Origin of the sequence: Corallococcus sp. EGB (assembly GCF_019968905.1) — a bacterium.
Taxonomy (GTDB): domain Bacteria; phylum Myxococcota; class Myxococcia; order Myxococcales; family Myxococcaceae; genus Corallococcus.
Genome location: NZ_CP079946.1, coordinates 4,647,238 through 4,665,133 on the forward strand (window position 1 = coordinate 4,647,238; position 17,896 = coordinate 4,665,133).

Annotated in this window: 24 protein-coding genes and 1 riboswitch; of the genes, 14 read left to right on the forward strand and 10 right to left on the reverse strand. The window is 69.8% G+C overall.

Features of this window, described 5'->3' with window-relative positions; translation table 11 throughout:
* Positions 1–90: 90 nt before the first annotated feature.
* Positions 91–1,734, forward strand: coding sequence for a CotH kinase family protein (locus KYK13_RS19435; protein ID WP_370645427.1), 1,644 nt, complete (start codon positions 91–93; stop codon positions 1,732–1,734).
* 45 nt (positions 1,735–1,779) lie between these two features.
* Here KYK13_RS19435 and KYK13_RS19440 read toward each other — a convergent pair whose 3' ends face one another.
* Positions 1,780–2,547: a polysaccharide lyase gene (locus tag KYK13_RS19440; RefSeq protein ID WP_223646336.1), complete on the reverse strand. Its 768-nt coding sequence runs from the start codon at positions 2,545–2,547 to the stop codon at positions 1,780–1,782.
* Between the two features lie 141 nt (positions 2,548–2,688).
* A riboswitch (guanidine-III (ykkC-III) riboswitch) is annotated at positions 2,689–2,758 on the forward strand.
* A 17-nt stretch (positions 2,759–2,775) separates the two neighbouring features.
* On the opposite strand from KYK13_RS19440, the gene sugE reads away from it, so the two are divergent.
* Positions 2,776–3,105: a quaternary ammonium compound efflux SMR transporter SugE gene (gene sugE / locus KYK13_RS19445; protein ID WP_223646339.1), complete on the forward strand. Its 330-nt coding sequence runs from the start codon at positions 2,776–2,778 to the stop codon at positions 3,103–3,105.
* A gap of 98 nt (positions 3,106–3,203) precedes the next feature.
* The gene (locus tag KYK13_RS19450) at positions 3,204–3,953 is read left to right on the forward strand and encodes a glutathione S-transferase (protein ID WP_223646340.1); all 750 of its coding nucleotides are present in this window, start codon (positions 3,204–3,206) and stop codon (positions 3,951–3,953) included.
* On the opposite strand, the gene KYK13_RS19455 is transcribed toward KYK13_RS19450, so the two are convergent.
* From KYK13_RS19455 to KYK13_RS19465, 3 genes are read right to left on the reverse strand one after another with little or no spacing between them, the layout of a single operon-like run.
* Positions 3,917–4,213 (reverse strand): Carotenogenesis protein CarS, encoded by a 297-nt coding sequence (locus KYK13_RS19455; protein ID WP_223646341.1) that lies wholly within the window; start codon positions 4,211–4,213, stop codon positions 3,917–3,919. The genes KYK13_RS19450 and KYK13_RS19455 overlap by 37 nt on opposite strands.
* A complete protein-coding gene (locus KYK13_RS19460; protein ID WP_223646342.1) occupies positions 4,210–4,863 on the reverse strand; it encodes an NrsF family protein in 654 nt (217 codons plus the stop codon). Before KYK13_RS19460 ends, KYK13_RS19455 begins: the two co-directional genes overlap by 4 nt.
* Positions 4,860–5,375, reverse strand: a complete 516-nt coding sequence (locus KYK13_RS19465; RefSeq protein ID WP_370645429.1) for an RNA polymerase sigma factor — start codon at positions 5,373–5,375, stop codon at positions 4,860–4,862. Before KYK13_RS19465 ends, KYK13_RS19460 begins: the two co-directional genes overlap by 4 nt.
* A gap of 215 nt (positions 5,376–5,590) precedes the next feature.
* Here KYK13_RS19465 and KYK13_RS19470 point away from each other — a divergent pair, with 215 nt between their 5' ends.
* Together KYK13_RS19470 and KYK13_RS19475 are read left to right on the forward strand one after the other, a co-directional pair.
* Positions 5,591–6,127, forward strand: coding sequence for a DUF2378 family protein (locus KYK13_RS19470; protein ID WP_223646343.1), 537 nt, complete (start codon positions 5,591–5,593; stop codon positions 6,125–6,127).
* 75 nt (positions 6,128–6,202) lie between these two features.
* On the forward strand, positions 6,203–6,691 hold the full coding sequence (locus KYK13_RS19475; protein ID WP_223646344.1) for a peptidylprolyl isomerase: 489 nt from the start codon (positions 6,203–6,205) through the stop codon (positions 6,689–6,691).
* On the opposite strand, the gene KYK13_RS19480 is transcribed toward KYK13_RS19475, so the two are convergent.
* From KYK13_RS19480 to KYK13_RS19505, 6 genes are all read right to left on the reverse strand, one after another.
* Entirely contained in the window at positions 6,685–7,962 is a 1,278-nt protein-coding gene (locus tag KYK13_RS19480) for a DEAD/DEAH box helicase (RefSeq protein ID WP_223646346.1), read from the reverse strand. The genes KYK13_RS19475 and KYK13_RS19480 overlap by 7 nt on opposite strands.
* A gap of 71 nt (positions 7,963–8,033) precedes the next feature.
* Positions 8,034–8,888 carry an S-formylglutathione hydrolase gene (gene fghA, locus KYK13_RS19485; RefSeq protein WP_223646348.1) on the reverse strand — a complete coding sequence of 285 codons (855 nt, stop codon included), beginning with the start codon at positions 8,886–8,888 and terminating at the stop codon, positions 8,034–8,036.
* Positions 8,885–9,997: an S-(hydroxymethyl)glutathione dehydrogenase/class III alcohol dehydrogenase gene (locus KYK13_RS19490; protein WP_223646350.1), complete on the reverse strand. Its 1,113-nt coding sequence runs from the start codon at positions 9,995–9,997 to the stop codon at positions 8,885–8,887. Before KYK13_RS19490 ends, fghA begins: the two co-directional genes overlap by 4 nt.
* Before the next feature lie 101 nt (positions 9,998–10,098).
* Positions 10,099–10,866, reverse strand: coding sequence for a response regulator transcription factor (locus KYK13_RS19495; RefSeq protein WP_223646352.1), 768 nt, complete (start codon positions 10,864–10,866; stop codon positions 10,099–10,101).
* 24 nt (positions 10,867–10,890) lie between these two features.
* Positions 10,891–12,174, reverse strand: coding sequence for a sensor histidine kinase (locus tag KYK13_RS19500; RefSeq protein ID WP_223646354.1), 1,284 nt, complete (start codon positions 12,172–12,174; stop codon positions 10,891–10,893).
* A 91-nt stretch (positions 12,175–12,265) separates the two neighbouring features.
* Positions 12,266–12,685: a hypothetical protein gene (locus KYK13_RS19505; RefSeq protein WP_223646356.1), complete on the reverse strand. Its 420-nt coding sequence runs from the start codon at positions 12,683–12,685 to the stop codon at positions 12,266–12,268.
* Between the two features lie 143 nt (positions 12,686–12,828).
* Here KYK13_RS19505 and KYK13_RS19510 point away from each other — a divergent pair, with 143 nt between their 5' ends.
* From KYK13_RS19510 to KYK13_RS19550, 9 genes are all read left to right on the forward strand, one after another.
* Positions 12,829–13,605, forward strand: coding sequence for a HesA/MoeB/ThiF family protein (locus tag KYK13_RS19510; RefSeq protein ID WP_223646358.1), 777 nt, complete (start codon positions 12,829–12,831; stop codon positions 13,603–13,605).
* On the forward strand, positions 13,593–13,832 hold the full coding sequence (locus KYK13_RS19515; protein ID WP_223646364.1) for a sulfurtransferase TusA family protein: 240 nt from the start codon (positions 13,593–13,595) through the stop codon (positions 13,830–13,832). The genes KYK13_RS19510 and KYK13_RS19515 overlap by 13 nt, the downstream gene beginning before the upstream one ends.
* 3 nt (positions 13,833–13,835) lie before the next feature.
* Entirely contained in the window at positions 13,836–14,108 is a 273-nt protein-coding gene (locus tag KYK13_RS19520; RefSeq protein WP_223646365.1) for a ubiquitin-like small modifier protein 1, read from the forward strand.
* A 14-nt stretch (positions 14,109–14,122) separates the two neighbouring features.
* Entirely contained in the window at positions 14,123–14,755 is a 633-nt protein-coding gene (locus KYK13_RS19525) for a ThiF family adenylyltransferase (protein WP_223646367.1), read from the forward strand.
* Complete coding sequence (locus KYK13_RS19530) at positions 14,719–15,207, forward strand: Mov34/MPN/PAD-1 family protein (protein ID WP_255654321.1); 489 nt, start codon at positions 14,719–14,721, stop codon at positions 15,205–15,207. Before KYK13_RS19525 ends, KYK13_RS19530 begins: the two co-directional genes overlap by 37 nt.
* Positions 15,208–15,364: 157 nt before the next feature.
* Positions 15,365–16,135 carry an adenylyl-sulfate kinase gene (gene cysC / locus KYK13_RS19535; protein WP_223646371.1) on the forward strand — a complete coding sequence of 257 codons (771 nt, stop codon included), beginning with the start codon at positions 15,365–15,367 and terminating at the stop codon, positions 16,133–16,135.
* Between the two features lie 90 nt (positions 16,136–16,225).
* Positions 16,226–17,128: an ATP-dependent sacrificial sulfur transferase LarE gene (gene larE, locus KYK13_RS19540; RefSeq protein WP_223646373.1), complete on the forward strand. Its 903-nt coding sequence runs from the start codon at positions 16,226–16,228 to the stop codon at positions 17,126–17,128.
* Positions 17,125–17,664 (forward strand): hypothetical protein, encoded by a 540-nt coding sequence (locus KYK13_RS19545; RefSeq protein ID WP_223646375.1) that lies wholly within the window; start codon positions 17,125–17,127, stop codon positions 17,662–17,664. The genes larE and KYK13_RS19545 overlap by 4 nt, the downstream gene beginning before the upstream one ends.
* A gap of 63 nt (positions 17,665–17,727) precedes the next feature.
* The gene (locus KYK13_RS19550; RefSeq protein ID WP_120563010.1) at positions 17,728–17,892 is read left to right on the forward strand and encodes a ribbon-helix-helix domain-containing protein; all 165 of its coding nucleotides are present in this window, start codon (positions 17,728–17,730) and stop codon (positions 17,890–17,892) included.
* Positions 17,893–17,896 lie beyond the last annotated feature (4 nt).

Sequence of the window (17,896 nt, forward strand, 5' to 3'; positions counted from 1 at the left end):
CGAGCAAGCAGAGGGTGGACGCGGGGACTGACGGGGCTGGCGTGCCTTGCCCTGGTGGCGTGTGGCAGCGGGGAGCACTCCGAGGCCCCCATGCCCGAAGCGCCTTCGGGTGCGAGCTCCGACGCGGGCCCGGTGGATGGAGGCGCGCAGCCTTCCCCGGATGCGGGGACGGACGGGCCGTCCGACGCGGGCTCCGGGACGCCGGACGCGGGTTCACCGGACGCGGGGACGGCGCCGCAGGCCTGCGCGCCCACGGCGGGCGGCACGCGCTGGGTGCTGGAGGGGGAGGCCTTCACCGCGCAGGTGAAGTGCGCGACGGGGCTCGCGGAGCCCGGGCTGCGCTTCGGGGTGAGGAACCTGCCGCCAGGCGCCACGTTCGACGCGTCCACCGCCACGCTGCGCTGGACGCCATCCCTCAGTCAGGGCGCGGTGTGGATGCTCACGCTGGAGGAGCGCACCACCGGCGAGACGGGCACGCTCAAGGTGGGCGTGGCCAACAACGACAACGCGCCGGGCAAGGTCGACATCGTCGACCCCGTGGCCTACACGGAGGAGTACGGGCTGCCCGTGGTGCACCTGTTCTTCAATCCGGACGTGGGCCTGACGGCGGGTGATTATCGGCCCGCGGCGGTGGTGTACCGGGGCCACCGCTACACCATCGAGGCGAAGTACCGGGGCGCCACCTCCAGTGTGTTCCCCAAGCGCAGCCTGACGCTCAAGTTCGCGGACGCCGACCCGTTCTCCGAGCCCGTCTTCGGTGACGGCTTCAAGGACCGCAAGCGCGTGGTGCTCATCTCCACGTTCAATGACAACTCCTACATGCGTTCGCGGCTGGCGTTCGACCTGTGGCACCGGCTGTCCCCGGACGCCGCGCGCATCCGCACCTTCAGCGTGGTGGTGTACGCGAACAACAAGTACCGCGGCCTCTACACGGCGGCGGAGCACATCGACAAGCGGCTGATGGAGGAGAACGGCATCGACAAGGACTCGGACCTGTTCAAGGCCGTGGACGCGGGCGCCAACTTCTCCCGCCTGAAGAGCAATGGACAGCCGAAGGAGCACCTCCACGTCGGCTTCGAGAAGGCCGAGGGCACGCCCGAGGAGAACCAGCCCCATGCCTTCGACACACTGGATGCCTTTGTCGCGTGGGCGGCGGACTCCAACGCGGACACCTTCCGCCAGCAGTTCGGCACGAAGCTGAAGGCGCGGGACTATGAGGACTGGTGGATCTTCAATACGCTCATCCAGGGCAATGACTCGCAGGGGAAGAACGCCTATCACGCGTATGACCCGAAGGCGGGCGGACCCTGGCGCTACATCCCGTGGGACCTGGACGCGAGCTTCGGACAGAACTTCGACACCACGCGCACCAGCCCCACGGCGCGGCCCACGTATGCGTCCGACAACGTGCTGTTCAAGAAGATGCTGGCGGAGCCCGGCATCGCGGGCCCCATGCGGGAGCGCTACCGCCAGGCCCTGAAGAACGAGCTGAGCGAGGCCGCGGTGCAGGCGCTGATCGACGGCTACGTGAAGGATCTGGGGCCCAACGCGCAGCGCGACGAGGCGCAGTGGGGGCAGCAGTACCGCGACTTCGCGAAGCCGGACGAGGAGGGATACGGCAACTTCCCGGACTGGCACCTGCGCCAGGACTTCAAGACGCACGCGGAAGAGGTGGAGTACCTGCGGCAGTGGATCCACACGCGCTGGAGCGCGTTCCAGACGCAGCTGCCGTGAAGTTGGCGGCGCGGCGGGGGGAGGACCTCGCCGCGCCCACCGGGACTACCACTGCGCAGGGTCGGCGTCGGCGAACGTCGTGCCGGCGGCGATTTCGTCGAACCAGATGCTGCGGTTGGGCTGGGAGCCCTGCATGTAACCGCTGTCGTGCCAGCCGTTGGCGTAGAGGCCCACGCGGAACTGGAAGGAACGGTCGTCAGCGACGGTGGTCGCCAGGTTGAACTGCTCCAGGACCTTCACGCCGTCGAACCAGAGCTTGATGTAGCCGGTGCTGTCGCTGGCCCACTTCACCTGGAGGATGACCTTGTGCCATTCCCCGGCGCTGACGGTGGCCAGGTTGGGGAAGGTGACGGTCTTCTGGGCGCAGACCGTGCCCTGCTTCACGCGGGTCATCAGCTGGTTGCCGGACAGCCACACCATGGTGGACGGCATGTAGTCGTCGCAGCCGGTGTCGGAGAAGTCCGCGATGAACTGCGCGATGTTGTAGGACTGGGGTTGGAACTGCCAGTCCTGCTGCAGGCGGAACGCGAAGCCATAGAAGCCCGTGTCGCCCCGGCGGTACACGTTGTTCTTCACGACTTCGGAGTGGTACCGGCCCGTGTAGTTCGGGTCGTAGATCTGCGTGACCTTGATGGCGGTGGGGCCCTCGTAGGTGACGTTGGTCACCTCGTTCACGGACCCGTTGTGCTCCCGGTTGATGGCGTTCCAGCCGGTGAGCGTTCCGGTGTTGCGGAAGATCTCCGCCGCCTCCGCGACCAGCCCGAACGCGAACAGCGACACGCCTGCGACCACGGCGAAATGCTTGGCTTGCATTGAACGTCCTTTCCTGAATTTCTGCTTAAACTCGTTCAATAAGCGAATCTGGGATAGTCTGCAATCCCGTAGGCGGGCGCTGGCTGCGATGAGAGCAGTGGCGGGAAGCGCCCATCCCGATTAGCTTGCGCCTCGCGTGTGGAGTCCCCGGTGTGGGGCCTCCGAGCCCGGACGAGGTGCGCCGTACCCGGTCACGACAAGACGACGCCTTCACGGGAGTCGTGCGCCATGTCGTCGTCGTGGATCCTCCTCATCATCGCTGGCCTGCTGGAAGTCGCCTGGACGCTGGGCCTCAAGTACACCCAGGGCTTCACCCGGCCGCTGCCCAGTGTGCTCACGGCTTCGGCCATCATCGCGAGCATGGGCCTGCTGTCCCTCGCGGTGAAGCAGCTGCCCATCGGTACGGCCTATGCGGTCTGGGTGGGCATCGGCGCGGCCGGCGCGGCGATCGCGGGCATGGTGCTCTTCCATGAGCCCGCCACGCCCGCGCGCCTGTTCTTCCTGACGTTGATGATCGTCGCAATCATTGGTCTGAAGTTCACCAGCGGCACGCACTGAACTGTGGGGGAGTGAATCCTCCCCGCGGATGGGTTTCCGGATTGCGCATCCCGCGAGCACAGGATGCGCGCCGGTTCCCATCACGCGAGGTGACGGCGATGAGCGACGCGAAGTTCGAGCTGTACTACTGGCCCGGCATCCCCGGCCGCGGCGAGTTCGTGCGACTGGTGCTGGAGGAGGCGGGCGTGGACTGGGTGGACGTGGGCCTCCAGCCCGAATCCCAGGGCGGCGGAGCCAAGGCCGTATCCGCCATGATCGGCAAGGGCCCCGTGCCCGCGTACGCCCCGCCCGTGCTCAAGGTGGGCGACGTCGTCTTCTCCCAGGCCGCGAACATCTGTTCGTACCTGGGGGAGCGCTTCGGCCTGGTCCCCGCGGACGAGGCATCGCGCCTCCACGCCCGTCAATTCCAGCTCACCGTCGCGGACGCGGTCGCGGAAGCGCATGACACGCATCACCCGCTCGCCGTGATGAAGTACTACGACGAGCAGAAGGACGCCGCGAAGCACCGCGCCGAGGACTTCCACACCCAGCGCATCCCGAAGTTCCTGGGCTACTTCGAGCGCGTCTTGAAGGCGAACACGCAGGGCGGTGGCAAGTACCTCCTGGGGCGCGACTTCTCCTATCCGGAGCTGGCGCTGTACCAGTTGGTGGAAGGCCTGCTGTATGCCTTTCCCAATGCCATGCGCCGCATCGCCCCTGAGGTCCCTGGCGTGATGGCCCTGCGCCAGCGCATCGCGGAGCGCCCCCGCATCGCCGCGTACAAGAAGTCCCCCCGCGCGCAGCCCTTCAACAAGCAGGGCATCTTCCGCCACTACCCGGAGCTCGACGACCCGAACGCGACGAAGTGACCCTGGGGCGCCGCGACGAGCTCCCGGGCGAAGAACAGGTCTTCGCCCACGCCGTCCACGCGCACCTGGATGAGCGGGTCGCCCGGGTACTGCCGGGGCGGATCGTCGAACACCAGCGCCACGACGACGCCCACGCGGCCCAGGAAGCGCTCCGACACGGCGTCGTCCGGCTCGGTGCGGACGATCATCACCGCCGTGCCCATGCGCACCGGTGCGCCGTCCACGTCTTCCGTCAAGATGAGCGAGGGGTCGTGCATCATGGTGCGTAGGTCCGGGGTTGGATGCGTTTGGACAGCGCCCAGGTCGTGAGCACCACGAGTGCCCACGCCCCCAGGTGATACGTGGCCACGTGTCCGGGGCCCTGCTCACACGCCAGCTCGCCCACGAACGCCCCCACCGTCCCCACCGACAACCCCGCCACCGCCGCGCGCAGCGGGTCGAACGCCGCCGACCGCAGCCCCACCAGCGCCACCACCAGGGGCACCAGCGCCAATGCCAGATGGCTCACCGTGCACACCCACTCTGGAAGCGAGGAGGGCTCCCTCGGGGCTGCCCGCATCAGCACCAGCAGCATGGCGGCCACCATCGCCATGCCCACGCCCACCTGACGCAGCCCGCGCCGTCGAGGCGCAATCGCCCCCCAGGCGCACACCGCGCTCGTGGACAGGAGCATCGCCAGCAGGGGCGCGCGGCCCATCAGCATCGCGCCCGTGGTGCGCCCCAGCGCCAGCAGGACGCCCATCACCGCGAGCGCCAGGCCCGCCGACGCCGCGAACAGCCCCAGCGCCTGCGAACGCCAGCGCCGCACCGGCTGCTTCAGCGCCAGCTCCGCGCGCGATGCTGCCAGCGCGCGCTCCATCGCCTTCGGATCCAGTCGGGGCGGCCCCCACGGGTTGGACGGAGGGCTCATGCCATCTCCTCCAGGCCGCCCAGGAGCTCGCGCAGCTTCTCGTAACCCCGGTGCGCCCGCAGCCGGGCCGCGCCCGCGCGGATGCCGCGCATCTCGGCGATCTCCTCGAAGGACCACCCCTCCAGCTTGCTCAGCACCACCGCCTCGCGCTGCTCCACGGGCAATTGCTGGAGCGCGTCCTCGATGCGCCGGCGCATGGCCGGGTCACCATCCGGCGCGGGCGCGGACGTGGGGCCGTCCGGCGGCGCGTGCGCGTGCGCGTCCACGTGCTGCTGATGCCGCAGCGCGTCCCGGGCCGCGTTCGCCGCGATGGTGAGCAGCCAGGGGGTGAAGCGCGTGCCCCGCTCGTAGCGGCCCCGGGCTCGGATGACGGACAGGAAGGTCGTCTGCAGCAGGTCCTCCGCCAGCGGCCCGTCCCTCACCATGCGGGCAAGGAAGCCGTGCACACGTCCGGCATGCCGGGCGAACAGCGCCTCGAACGCCAGCGGCTCTCCCTGACAGAACTGGTCCATGAGTGCTTCGTCCGTGAAGCCATCCATCGTCTGGTTCACGGACGGCCCTGCCCGGAAATCGTTTCCAGGGGCGGGCGATTGCCTCCCCGAGCGCTCCAAGGCCTTGAAACCACGAGTCCTGAACGTGATGTCGCCAGGAGGCTCGCATCCCGGACCCGAAAGGATAGTGTCGCGCGTCTTCCCGGTTTCAACGCGTTTCCCCAATAAGAGCGTCCATGTCCCCGGCCGAGGTCGTCATCCAGTCGACGCTGTTCGAATCGCTCCTGCGCTGCGTGCGGTTGGACAACGCCTTGCGCGAGCGCATGGCCGCGGCGGGGTACGACCCGGACCGGCCCCGGGCCTCCTATCCGGCGTCGGTCTTCCTGCGCTGCCAGAACCTGGTGCTCCAGGCCGCCTACGCCGGCCGGCCCCGGGAGGAGGCCCTGCGGCAGATGGGGCGGGACCTGGTGCGCGGCTATTTCGAGACGCTGGTGGGCAAGGTGGTGAACGTGGCCCTGAAGGTCGCGGGCCCGGACCGCGCGATGAAGCGGGTGGCGCTGAGCTTCCGCTCGGTGATGGAGCCGGTGGAGATCACCTCCACGGAGCTTTCGCCCCGGGACTGGCGGGTGACGTTCCAGGGCTATCCCTTCCCGGCGGAGGCCGCGGCGGGGTGTTGCGAAGAGGCGCTGCGCCAGTCCGGAGCCGCCAGCCCCAGCGCGGTGCTGGAGTCCGACGACGGTCACGGGCGCTTCGAGCTGAGGATGCGTTGGTAGGACGTCCCTGTGCACGCGGTAACGGTGAGCATCATCCTTCCACCGCGACATGACTGAATGCGCTATGAGGGCCCCATGAAAATCGGCAAGGACAGCGTTGTCGCCATTGACTACAAACTGCACCTCGGTGACGGGAAGATCGTGGACGAGAGCGAGGCAGGCGATCCGCTCGTCTACCTGCACGGCTACGAGGAGATCGTCCCCGGCCTGGAGAAGGCCCTGGAGGGCAAGTCCGCGGGCGAGTCCCTGAAGACCGTCGTCTCCGCGGCGGACGGCTACGGCGACTACGACCCCGAGGGCGTCGAGGAGGTCCCCCGTTCCGAGTTCCCCGACGACCTGGAGATCAAGGCCGGCGGCATCCTGAGCGCCACGGATCCGGAGGGCGACGAGGTCGACTTCCTGGTGAAGGAGGTCCGCAAGGACACGGTGCTGGTGGACTTCAACCACCCGTTCGCCGGCAAGGAGCTGCACTTCGACGTCACCATCAAGGAAGTGCGCGCCGCCACGCCCGAGGAACTCGAGCACGGCCACGTGCACGGCCCCGGCGACGACCACGATCACTGACCGCTGGCGGGCCCCTTCGGGCGGCCCTTGCCATGCGTCCGGGCATGCCGCCCGGGCGCGGCCCCCTGAGGCCGGGAGGACCGGCCATGGTCGGCCTGGGGCGGCCCCGGGTCGCGCTGCTTCGCCAGGAATGTCTCCAGCTCCCGCTTGAAGATGGGGTCCGTGCGCGGCACCTCCGTGCGCGGGAGCTCCTGGCGGATGATGCGCTCGATGTCCTGGAGCGTGCGCCGCTCCATCTCCAACGCGAACAGCGACGCCCGTCCGCTGGCCGCCGCGCGAGCCGTGCGGCCGATGCGGTGCACGTAGTCCTCCGGCCCGTGCGGCACGTCCAGGCTGATGACGTGGCCAATGTCATCCACGTCCAGCCCGCGCGCCGCGAGGTCGGTGGCCACGAGGCAGCGGTACTGCCCCCGGCGGAAGCCCTCCAATGCCTGACGCCGCTGCGCCTGCGTGCGGCCCGCGTGCAGGGCGGCGGCCTTGTGGCCCGCGGCGGAGAGCAATTCCTTCATCTTGTCCGCGCGCTGCTGGGTGCGCACGAACACGAGCGCGCTGGCCTGGTCCTGGGAGAGCAGCGTGAGGAGCAGGGGCCACTTCTCCTCGGGCTTCACGATGTAGAGGTGCTGCTCCGCGCGGGGCGCGGGCGTGCCGCTGGGGGTGACCTCCACGCGCACGGGCTTGTGCAGGGCGCGCTGTCCGAAGCGCGTCACGTCCGCGCCCAGGGTGGCGGAGAACAGCAGCGTCTGGCGCTCGCGGGGCAGCGCGTGGAGCACCTGGTTGATTTGAGGCAGGAAGCCCATGTCGAGCATCCGGTCCGCCTCATCCAGCACCAGGGTCTGGATGCGCGACAGGTTGACGGCCTTCACGCCCAGCAGGTCCACGAGCCGGCCCGGCGTGGCGATGATGAGGGTGGGGCGCTGCTTCAGTGCCTCCACCTGCGCGTTCATGTCCTCGCCGCCGACGATGAGCGTGGGCATGACGCCCAGGGGCTCGCCGAAGAAGCGGGCCTGCTCCGCCACCTGCTGCGCCAGCTCCCGCGTGGGGGCGAGGACGAGGCCCCGTGTGCCGCGCTCGCCCGCGAAGCGTTCGACCATGGGGAGCAGGTAGGCAGCCGTCTTGCCGGTGCCGGTGGCCGCGCAGCCGATGACGTCGCGGCCCGCGAGCGCGGGCGGAATGGCCTGCGCCTGGATGGGCGTGGGGGCACCGAAGCGGGCGCGCTTCACGGCGCCCAGCGTTTCGGGGGACAGGCCCAGGGACTTGAAGGAGGCGCTCATGCCCCACGCCTCCCACGTTTCGGGCCGGGGAGGGAAGGGGATTGAGGGGGCATGAGCGCCCGGGCCGCCGGTCAGCCCGCGTTCAGCGCCGCGCCATGGTGGCGCAGGTGGTCTTCCATGAACGTGGAGATGAAGTAGTAGCCGTGGTCGTAGCCCTCCTGCATCCGCAGGGTGAGGGGCTGGCCCGCCGCCTCGCAGGCTTCCTTGAGGAAGTGCGGGTGCAGCTGATCCGGCAGGAACTTGTCCTTCGTCCCCTGGTCCACGAGCAGCGCCGGCACGCGCCGGCCGGCCTTCAAGAGCTCCGTGGCGTCGTACTCACGCCACGTCTGCTCCTCCGGCCCCAGGTAGCCGCCAAAGGCCTTCTTGCCCCAGGGGCTGCGGATGGGAGCCCCGATGGGCGCGAACGCGGACACGGACCTGTACCGGCCCGGGTTGCGCAGCGCGATGACCAGCGCGCCGTGCCCGCCCATGGAGTGCCCGAAGATGCCCTCGCGGTCCATGCGCGAGGGAAAGTGCGCCCCGATGATGCCGGGCAGCTCCTTCGTGATGTACGTGCCCATGCGGTAGCGCGCCCTCCACGGCTCCTGGGTGGCGTCCAGGTAGAAGCCCGCGCCGGTGCCGAAGTCCCAGTCCGCGTCCTCGCCCGGGATGCCCGCGCCACGGGGGCTGGTGTCCGGGGCCACGAGCATCAGCCCCAGTTCGGCCGCCACGCGCTGCGCGCCGCCCTTGGTAGGGAAGGTCTCCTCCGTGCAGGTGAGGCCCGCCAGGTAGTACAGGACGGGCACCTTGCCGTGCTTCGCCTGGGGCGGGGTGAAGACGCTGAAGCGCATCTCACCGCCGCAGGCCTCGGACGGGTGCTTCCAGAAGGACTGGGTCCCCCCGAAGCACGCGTGCTCGCTGACGAGCGTGGGAGCCCCGGCGCTCATGCGTACTTCACCACGCTGCGGATGGACTTCCCCTCGTGCATCAGGTCGAAGCCGTGGTTGATCTCCTCCAGCTTCAGCGTGTGGGTGATGAGCGGGTCGACCTGGATCTTCCCGTCCATGTACCAGTCCACGATCTTCGGCACGTCCGTGCGGCCGCGGGCGCCGCCGAACGCGCTGCCCTTCCACACGCGGCCCGTGACGAGCTGGAACGGCCGGGTGCTGATCTCCTGACCCGCGCCGGCCACGCCGATGATGATGCTCTCGCCCCAGCCGCGGTGGCAGCACTCCAGGGCCTGGCGCATCGTCTTCACGTTGCCGATGCACTCAAAGGAGTAGTCCGCGCCGCCGCCGGTGAGGTTCACCAGGTAGGGCACGAGGTCGCCTTCCACCTCCTTCGGGTTCACGAAGTGCGTCATCCCGAACTTCTCCGCGATCTCCTTGCGCGCGGGGTTCAGGTCCACGCCGACGATCATGTCCGCGCCGACCATGCGCGCGGCCTGCACGACGTTGAGGCCGATGCCGCCCAGGCCGAAGACGACGACCTTCGCGCCGGCCTCCACCTTCGCGGTGTAGACGACGGCGCCCACGCCCGTGGTGACGCCGCAGCCGATGTAGCAGACCTTGTCGAAGGGGGCGTCCTCGCGGATCTTCGCCACGGCGATCTCCGGCAGCACCGTGTAGTTCGCGAACGTGGAGCAGCCCATGTAGTGGTGGATCATCTGCTTGCCCAGGCGGAAGCGGCTGGTGCCATCCGGCATCAGGCCCTTGCCCTGCGTGGCGCGGATGGCCGTGCACAGGTTCGTCTTCTGGGACAGGCACGACTTACAGCCGCGGCACTCCGGCGTGTAGAGCGGGATGACGTGGTCGCCCTTCTTCACGCTGGTGACCCCAGGGCCCACGTCCACGACGATGCCCGCGCCCTCGTGGCCGAAGATGGCGGGGAACAGCCCCTCCGGGTCCGCGCCGGAGCGGGTGAACTCGTCGGTGTGGCACAGGCCGGTGGCCTTCAGCTCGATGAGCACCTCGCCCGCCTTGGGGCCTTCCAGGTGCACGGTTTCGATGCTCAGGGGCTTGCCGGCCTCGAAGGCGACGGCGGCGCGGACGTCCATGGTGGGGCTCCTGTCAGTGGGGAACGAAGACTCCCCACTGTAGAGGCCACGCACCGCGTCGTCCGTGAAAAGAACCGGCGCGACCCATCAGGGGCCGTCTACTAGACGGAGATGAGGCCCTTTCGGATGCCCTCGGTGACGGCCTCCACGCGGTTCGTCACCTCGAGCTTCCGGTAGATGTGCTCCAGGTGCGTGCGGATGGTCGCCTTCGACAGCGACAGCAGCCGGGCCGCCTCGCTGTTGGACACGCCCTTGGCGATGAGCTGGAGGATCTCCCGCTCGCGGTCCGACAGCGGCTTGAGCAGCGGCTCCTGCGAGGACGCCTCCTCCCCCGAGGGCGCGGGGGGCGGCGGGGCCACGGGCTCCGCGGCGGACGGGGCCACGGCCAGCGGCTCCGTAGGCACGGGCGCGGTGTCCGGCTCCACGCGGAAGTGGCGCAAGAGGCGCCGCGCGAGGTTCGGCTGGATGACCGTGCCGCCCGCGCGCACCTCCTTGATGGCCTCCACGATCTTGTCCACCGTGGCGCCCTTGAGCAGGTAGCCGGACGCGCCCGCCTTCACCGCCTCCAGGACTTTGTCCTCCTCGTCGAAGATGGTGAAGATCAGGATCTCCACCTTCGGGAAGCGCGCCTTCACCTCGCGCGTGACGTCGATGCCGCTCATGCGCGGCAGCCCCAGGTCCAGGAGCAGCACGTCCGGCTGCTCGCGCTCGACCTCCGCCAGCGCGGCCTCGCCCGACAGCGCGGTGCCCACGATGTCGATGTCCGGGTGGCCTTCGAAGAGGCGCAGCTGGTTCTTCAGGATCTTGGTCTGATCCTCCACGACGAACACGCGGATGGGGAGGGGGGCGGCGCTGGAAGTCGGGTCCACGGGGCGGATCTCCGGTGCGTGTTGTCAGGCGGAAAGGCAGGGAAGGGAGAAGGCCACCTGGGCCCCGGCGCCGGGCGCCGAGTCCACCACGATGGAACCCCCGAGCTTCATCGCCCGCTCACGCATGTTGAGCAGGCCGTAATGCCCGCGCGGCGTGCGGGCCGGATCAAAGCCCTTGCCGTTGTCGCGGACCACCAGGTGCACGCCCTCCGCGCTGAAGTCCAGGCGCACCTGGACCTCCTGCGCCTCGGCGTGCTTCGCGGCGTTGGACAGGCACTCCTGGAGGATGCGGAAGAGCGCCAGCTGCGCGTCCGGGGGCAGCTTGCGCGCCAGGCCGGTGCGCTCGAAGCGGATGGTCTGTCCGGTGCGGTCGCGGAACGTCTTGATGTAGTCCTCCAGGCCCTGCGCCAGCTCGAAGTCGTCGCGCATCATCCGCAGGTTGCGGCGCAGCTCCTCGATGGACTCCTCCGCGGTGGCCTTCATCTCGCGGATCTCCGTGCGCAGCCCGTCCTCGCTCGCGAGGTTCAAGATGTACTCCGCCTGGATGATCATCGAGGACAGGGACGCGCCCAGGCCGTCGTGGATCTCGCGGGCCAGCCGGTTGCGCTCCTCCACCACCGCCAGCTCCTTCAGGTCGCCCTGCAGGGCCACCACCTCGCGGTGGGCCGTGGCCTCGCGCTCGTTCAGGTACACGAGCACGTAGACGATGATGAAGTTGAGCCCCAGGTACCAGAGCAGCGTGAGCAGCTCCACGGCCGTCACGGCGCGGTTGAGGAGCAGGTCCAGGCGCGTGGTGATGGGCAGCGCCAGGAGCGGCGGCAGGATGGCCAGCGGCTTGGGGAAGAGGATGGCGAAGAGGGTGGTGAACAGCAGCTGCGTCGCCAGCAGCGGGCTCTGAAGGCCGCCGCCCACCTGCGGCCGGGCGATGAGCACCACGGTGATCAGCAGGTCGAAGCACAGCGACAGATACGTCACCCACCGGCCCGCCTTGGGGTGGTCGATGACGAGCAGGTTCGCGACGCTGTAGATGAGCATCGCGAAGTAGCCCAGGAAGGAGATGGGCCCGTTGAAGCCGAAGTAGCCGCTCCACGCTGGCACGGCGAGGATGAGCAGGCCCAGCGTGAGGAACATCATCCGCGCGTAGAACAGCGCGCGGGCCCGGGCCACGAAGCGGTCCTGCTCCCAGGAGGCCGCGGCCTGCTCCGCGGACACGTTGTCCGTGAGGTTGCGGCGCTCCAGCACGGCGCGGACGCGGGCCTTCAGGTCATGGGCCGGGTGGTCGTCGCCGGGGCGGAGGTCGCTGTCCATTCGAGCGGCAGCTTACGAGACCTCACCCCAGGTGCGGAATTCCCGGCAGGCCGCCAGGCCGGCATCCTGGCGGGTGCGGAAGGAGACGGCCCTACCTGGGCGCGCCCTCGTCCACGCACGCCTTCTTGGCCTCGGGCTGGCGGGCGAGGATGTAGTCCAGGCGGTCGGTGCTCTGCCCCGTGCGCTCGTCGAACAGGGGCGTGCCGCCCGCGTACATGGTGCCCTTCGCGTTTCCGAACCGGTCCAGGCTGCGGGACTTGAGCCAGCCGTCCACGCAGGCCTCCAGGGCCAGGCGGTCGGTGGCGCCGGAGTCGTAGCCCACGGCGCTCGCGTCCTTGGTGCCGGCCTCGGCGGTGGCCTCCGGGGGAGCGGCCTCGCGGTTCGACTTCAGCTCCTCCTGGACGGTGCCCGTCTGCGTGGCCGCGTCGGGGCTCTCCCCGGTGTTCTTGTGGCAGCCGACAGCCAGGGACAGCAGGGTGGAAAACACGAGCGCGCCGGTCAGGTTTTTCATATGTCCTGGCAGGTGAGGGCCGCTTGTGACGGCGGCGGTGGCGACAGCGGTTGGGAAGGCCTCGGGAGCGTCCCGACGTCCGACGGACCAGACGTGGAGTCGCCGCACCATATTCGTTTCGTTCCTCGCGGAGCACCAGTCCCATGCACGGTTCGCCGGATACCGACCACCACGCGCGCATTCCCCAGGCCAGCCGCATCGAGCGCGCGCGGGTGCTGGTGGTGGGGGCGGGCGGCCTGGGCTGTCCGGCGTCGCTCGCGCTGGCGCAGGGCGGTGTGGGCCACCTGACGCTGGTGGATCCGGATCGGGTGGACGTGACGAACCTGCCCCGGCAGCTCTGGCACCGCACGCGGGACGTGGGCCGCTTCAAGGCGGAGTCCGCCGCCGGGGGACTCCTGCGCGCCTTCCCCGGCTTGAGCGTGGAGGCCCTGCCGGCGCGGCTGGACGCGGACAACGCCGAGGCGCTCTTCCGCGAGCACGACCTGGTGGTGGACGCCACGGACGGCGTGGCAACCAAGTTCTTCCTGTCCGACGTGGCGGTGCTCACGGGCGTGCCGCTGGTGTACGGCGGCGTGCTGCGCATGCAGGGGCAGGCCCTGCGCATCGACCCCGGCGGTCCGTGCCTGCGCTGCCTCTACGAGGACGTGCCGCCCCCGGACGCGGTGCCCACCTGCGCGCAGGCCGGCGTCCTGGGCGCGATGGCGGGGCTCATCGGCGCGGTGCAGGCGCTGCTCGCGCTGGAGCTGCTGGCGGGCGCGGCGAGGGGCCCCCGCGGAGTGGCCACGCTGCACGTGCTCGACGGCGAGACGCTGGAGGGGCGCACCGTGAAGGTGACGCGCGCGCCCGGCTGTCCGGGGTGCGCCATCCAGACGCTGCCCCCGTTCCCTTCGTCCCAGGAGGACACCGCATGCCCGACGTGACGGCGACGTTGGACATCACCCGCGAGGTGTGTCCGATGACCTACGTGCGCACCAAGCTGAAGCTGGAGTCGCTGCCCCCGGACGCGCTGCTGGAGGTGCTGCTCAAGGGTGACGAGCCCCTGAAGAACGTGCCCCGCAGCGCGAAGGACGAGGGCCACGACGTGGTGTCCCTGGATCCGCGAGGGGACGGCACGCACCGGTTGATCATCCGCAAGCGGGGGAGATGAGCGATGGCCACGATCCGCATTCCGACGCCGATGAGGACGCTCACGCGCAACCAGCCCGAGGTCCAGGCCACCGGCGCCACCGTGGGCGAGGTGCTGCGCGACCTGGAGGCGCGCTACCCCGGCATGGGCGCGCGCCTCTTCGACGACAAGGGCGCCGTGCGCCGCTACGTGAACGTCTTCCTCAATGACGAGGACATCCGCGCGCTCAGGTCCCTGGACACGCCGGTGAAGGACGCGGACCGGCTCACCCTCATCCCCGCCATGGCGGGGGGCTGAAAGGGCAGGGCGTCATGGCGCTGCGCGAGGATCAGATTCTCCGCTACTCCCGGCAGATCCTCCTGCGGGACGTGGGCGGGCGCGGGCAGGAGGCGCTGCTGGCTGGCGGCGCGCGCGTGGACGGGCTGGGCGCGTCCGGCCTCACGGCCACCGCGTACCTGGCCGGCGGCGGCACCCCGGTGTCGGGTGTGGGCTCGCTGACGATGGGGCCCTGGTCGCCGGGGTTCCTCGCGTCCGCGAGCGACGTGGGACAGCCGGTGGCGGAGGTGCTGGCGCGCGTGCTGCCGGAGGTGAACCGGGACGCGGTGGGCACGCCCGGCGGCGGACTGCTCGCGGAGCTGCCCGCGGCCTGGAGCGGCGAGGCCCCCTGGGTGGCGCTCGGCGGCGACGGCATGCGCGGCGCGGTCGTCTTCCGCGGCCCGGACGGGTGCGTGTGGTGCTTCGGTGAGACGGTGCGCCACCTGGGCACGCCGCCGGATGGAGCCCTGGGCGTGGCCCTCGGCGCCCTGGGCGCGCTGGTGTTCCAGCGGCTGCGGCTGGGCCTGGGCACGTCGCTGGGCGGACGGTGGCTGAGCGCCCCGGGCGCGATGACGGACCTGGAGCTCCGCCGGTGCTCGCGCTGCGCGGCCGCGGAAGCGAAGCCCTGAGCCAGGACGCCCCACCGGAAGTCCTCGCGGAAATGCTCCGCCACCTGGAGGCCGCGTGGCCCCTGGAAGGCTGCGGCGTGATCCTCCGGAGCGGGGACGGGGAGGGCGATTGCTGGCGCGTCGTCCCGCTGCCCAACACCTCCCCTACGCCGCGCGTCGCCTACGCCTTCGCGCCAGAGGCGTGGCTCCAGGTCTGCCTGGACGCGGACGCGCGAAAGGAGGCGGTCGTGTGCGTCTTCCATTCACACGTGGACGCCCCCGCCGTCTTCTCCGCGGAGGATCGCCACCAGGCCGCGCCCTCGGGAATCCCACTGCTGCCGCGCGTGTCCTACGTCGTGGTCGCCATACGCGGAGGCCGTGCCGCCTCTGCCTCGCGGTCGCTCTGGAGCGCGGGGGGTTTTCAATCCGTTCCGCTTGCATTGGCGGATTTCAGGTTTGAAAAACCCGTGTAAGGGCGGGAACTTGCCCGGCGAGCGACCCCACCTGCGGAAAGGTGGGTCCGAATTGTCAAGTCACTGGGTTTTCGTCTATAAAGCGGCGGTCTATTGGATCTGCCGCGTCCCACGCCGCGTGCAAGAAGCGCTCCGGACGCAGGGAGTTTGAACCCTTATGGCCACCAACACTGGATTCACCCTCTGGCTGACCGGCATGTCCGGGACCGGGAAGACCACGACGGCCGCCTACATCGCGGCCCGGCTGCGCCAGGTCGGACGCAACGTGGAGGTCCTCGATGAGGGCGAACTCCAGAACGACCTGTGGGCCGGCCTCGGCGACACCAAGGACGAGCGCAACACGGTGGTGCGCCGGCTGGGCTTCGTGGCCAGCCTCCTGGCGCGCAACGGTGTCGCGGTGCTCGTGCCCGCGGTGAGCCCCTACAAGTCCAGCCGTGAAGAGGTGCGCCGTTCGGTGGGCAAGTACGTGGAGGTCTACGTGGACTGCCCCACGGAGAAGCTCATCGAGCGCGACACCACCGGCAAGTACAAGAAGGCGCTCAACGGGGAGATCCCCAACTTCATCGGCATCACGGAGCCGTACGAGCCGCCCACCTCGCCCGAGGTGACCATCTACTCCGACTCGGAGTCGGTGGAGGACGGCGGGACGAAGATCTTCCAGGCCCTGTTGGATCTGGGCCTGATGTCCACGGACGAGCTGAAGGTCATCACCGGCAAGAAGATGAAGGCCAACCCGCTCCCGGCGAAGAAGGCCCGCCGCGACGAAGAGGACCCGCCGGCGCGCGTCGCTGCCGCGAAGGCCACCAAGCCTCCCAAGGCGGACAAGGGTTCCAAGGGCGCCAAGGCGCGTCCGGCCACCCGCGCCGCCCGCGTGGGCAAGCCGGCCCCGGCCGCCAAGAAGAAGGCCGCCAAGGGCAAGGCCCGCTAAGGTCCCACCGTCGTCCTGACTGACGAAGGGCTCCAGGTTGCGCGCGCGATGCGCGTGCAATCCGGGGCCCTTCCGTTTTAGGAGTCCCCCATGCTGAGCCCCGAGCGGATTGAAGCCCTCTGTGAAGCGTCCCGCCCCAAGCTGGAGGCGATGCGCGATGCCCTGCGCGTGCACGGCAGCGCGCTGGTGGCGTTCTCCGGCGGAGTGGACTCCACCTTCGTCCTCCAGGTCGCGGTGGAGGTGCTGGGCGAGCGCGCCCTGGCGCTGACCGCGCTGTCCGCCTCCGTGGCCCCGGAAGAGGAGCGGGAGGCCCGTGAGCTGGCCGCCCGCCTGGGCGCCCGGCACGTCGTCGTCTCCAGCAACGAGCTGGCGAACCCCAACTACGCCGCCAATCCCACCAACCGCTGCTACTTCTGCAAGACGGAGCTGTACGACCTCTGCGAGGCGAAGCGCGCGGAGCTGGGCCTGTCCGTGGTGCTGGACGGCTTCAACGCGGACGACTTCAAGGATCACCGCCCCGGCCACAAGGCCGCGAAGGAGCACCAGGTGGTGTCCCCCCTGGCGCAAGCCGGGCTCACCAAGGATGAGATCCGGGCGTGGAGCCGCAAGCTGGGGCTGCCCACCTGGGACAAGCCGCAGATGGCCTGCCTGGCGTCGCGCATCCCCTACGGCACGTCCGTGACGCGCGACCGGCTCCTGCAGATCGCCGCCGCGGAGTCGGAGCTGCGCGCGCTGGACTTCAAGCAGTTCCGCGTCCGCTACCACCAGGACGTGGCGCGCATCGAGCTGGCCAGCGAGGAGTACCCCCGCTTCTTCGAGGCCGGCATCCGCGAGCGGATCAACGGCGCCTTCAAGTCGCTGGGCTTCAAGTTCGTGGCCCTGGATCTGGAGCCCTTCCGCTCCGGCCGCCTCAACGAGGCCGCCGGCATCGCCCCCGCCGCCGGGGCAGGGCAGGGGCGCGCCGAGGGCTTCAAGCTCCCGGTGGTGGGGTGAAGAACCTCTCCGCTGGCGTCCTGATCGCGGGGGGCCTGGCCCTGGCCACCCCCGCTGGCGCCGTGGAGTACGTGGAGGACGGGCCCTACGCGCGCCAGCGCTCGCTGATCCTCACGGTGGGACCCGGGGCCACGTACACCGAACGGATCAGCGGAGACGCCGCCGTGTCCGGGCTCTCCGGGCACCTGGATCTGGGGGCGGCGATCACCGTCGGCTATGAGGGGGACGAGGTGTTCCTCCTCGCGCGCGGCAGCACCGGCCGCCCCGGGGAGGAGCTGGCGCTGATCACCGGCTACCGCAGCGTCTTCGGATCCGAGTCGTGGCGGACCTTCTTCGATTTGGGCGTTTCCGTGCGTCCGATTTCTGGGCCGTGGCTGGGGCCTCGCATAGGGTTCGGCGCCAGACACACCCTCTCGGATCATTTCGCGCTGTACGGCGGGCTCGGATTCACCTTCGGGTTCGGCTCCGGACTGCGCGCGGACACCGAGCTCTTCACCGGGTTGCAGTGGATCATCCCGGTGGGTTCGGCCTCGTAGGTTGTTTTCTTGAGATTGTCCGACATTGTGAGATGGTGTGGGTATCTGTCGGAGGCCACGCACTTGGACATGAATCCCCGCCTCACCTCGGTCGTTTTTCGTCTCAACCGCGAGAAGCTGGATGCCCTGAAGGAGCTGTCGCGCTCCACGCGCATCCGCCAGAGCGAGTACCTCCGGGAGGCCATCTCGGATCTGCTGGCGAAGTACGAAGCGCGCTTCGTGGACTGAAGCG

Bases quoted from the DNA above. Each gene is read 5' to 3' on its own strand.
- KYK13_RS19455 (WP_223646341.1), bottom strand. From the start codon at position 4,213: ATGATGCACGACCCCTCGCTCATCTTGACGGAAGACGTGGACGGCGCA.
- larE (WP_223646373.1), top strand. From the start codon at position 16,226: ATGCTGAGCCCCGAGCGGATTGAAGCCCTCTGTGAAGCGTCCCGCCCC.
- KYK13_RS19450 (WP_223646340.1), top strand. From the start codon at position 3,204: ATGAGCGACGCGAAGTTCGAGCTGTACTACTGGCCCGGCATCCCCGGC.
- KYK13_RS19520 (WP_223646365.1), top strand. From the start codon at position 13,836: ATGGCCACGATCCGCATTCCGACGCCGATGAGGACGCTCACGCGCAAC.
- fghA (WP_223646348.1), bottom strand. From the start codon at position 8,888: ATGAGCGCCGGGGCTCCCACGCTCGTCAGCGAGCACGCGTGCTTCGGG.
- KYK13_RS19475 (WP_223646344.1), top strand. From the start codon at position 6,203: ATGAAAATCGGCAAGGACAGCGTTGTCGCCATTGACTACAAACTGCAC.
- KYK13_RS19525 (WP_223646367.1), top strand. From the start codon at position 14,123: ATGGCGCTGCGCGAGGATCAGATTCTCCGCTACTCCCGGCAGATCCTC.
- KYK13_RS19440 (WP_223646336.1), bottom strand. From the start codon at position 2,547: ATGCAAGCCAAGCATTTCGCCGTGGTCGCAGGCGTGTCGCTGTTCGCG.
- sugE (WP_223646339.1), top strand. From the start codon at position 2,776: ATGTCGTCGTCGTGGATCCTCCTCATCATCGCTGGCCTGCTGGAAGTC.
- KYK13_RS19510 (WP_223646358.1), top strand. From the start codon at position 12,829: ATGCACGGTTCGCCGGATACCGACCACCACGCGCGCATTCCCCAGGCC.
- KYK13_RS19470 (WP_223646343.1), top strand. From the start codon at position 5,591: ATGTCCCCGGCCGAGGTCGTCATCCAGTCGACGCTGTTCGAATCGCTC.
- cysC (WP_223646371.1), top strand. From the start codon at position 15,365: ATGGCCACCAACACTGGATTCACCCTCTGGCTGACCGGCATGTCCGGG.
- KYK13_RS19480 (WP_223646346.1), bottom strand. From the start codon at position 7,962: ATGAGCGCCTCCTTCAAGTCCCTGGGCCTGTCCCCCGAAACGCTGGGC.
- KYK13_RS19460 (WP_223646342.1), bottom strand. From the start codon at position 4,863: ATGAGCCCTCCGTCCAACCCGTGGGGGCCGCCCCGACTGGATCCGAAG.
- KYK13_RS19490 (WP_223646350.1), bottom strand. From the start codon at position 9,997: ATGGACGTCCGCGCCGCCGTCGCCTTCGAGGCCGGCAAGCCCCTGAGC.
- KYK13_RS19515 (WP_223646364.1), top strand. From the start codon at position 13,593: ATGCCCGACGTGACGGCGACGTTGGACATCACCCGCGAGGTGTGTCCG.
- KYK13_RS19465 (WP_370645429.1), bottom strand. From the start codon at position 5,375: ATGGACCAGTTCTGTCAGGGAGAGCCGCTGGCGTTCGAGGCGCTGTTC.
- KYK13_RS19500 (WP_223646354.1), bottom strand. From the start codon at position 12,174: ATGGACAGCGACCTCCGCCCCGGCGACGACCACCCGGCCCATGACCTG.
- KYK13_RS19435 (WP_370645427.1), top strand. From the start codon at position 91: ATGCCCGAAGCGCCTTCGGGTGCGAGCTCCGACGCGGGCCCGGTGGAT.
- KYK13_RS19505 (WP_223646356.1), bottom strand. From the start codon at position 12,685: ATGAAAAACCTGACCGGCGCGCTCGTGTTTTCCACCCTGCTGTCCCTG.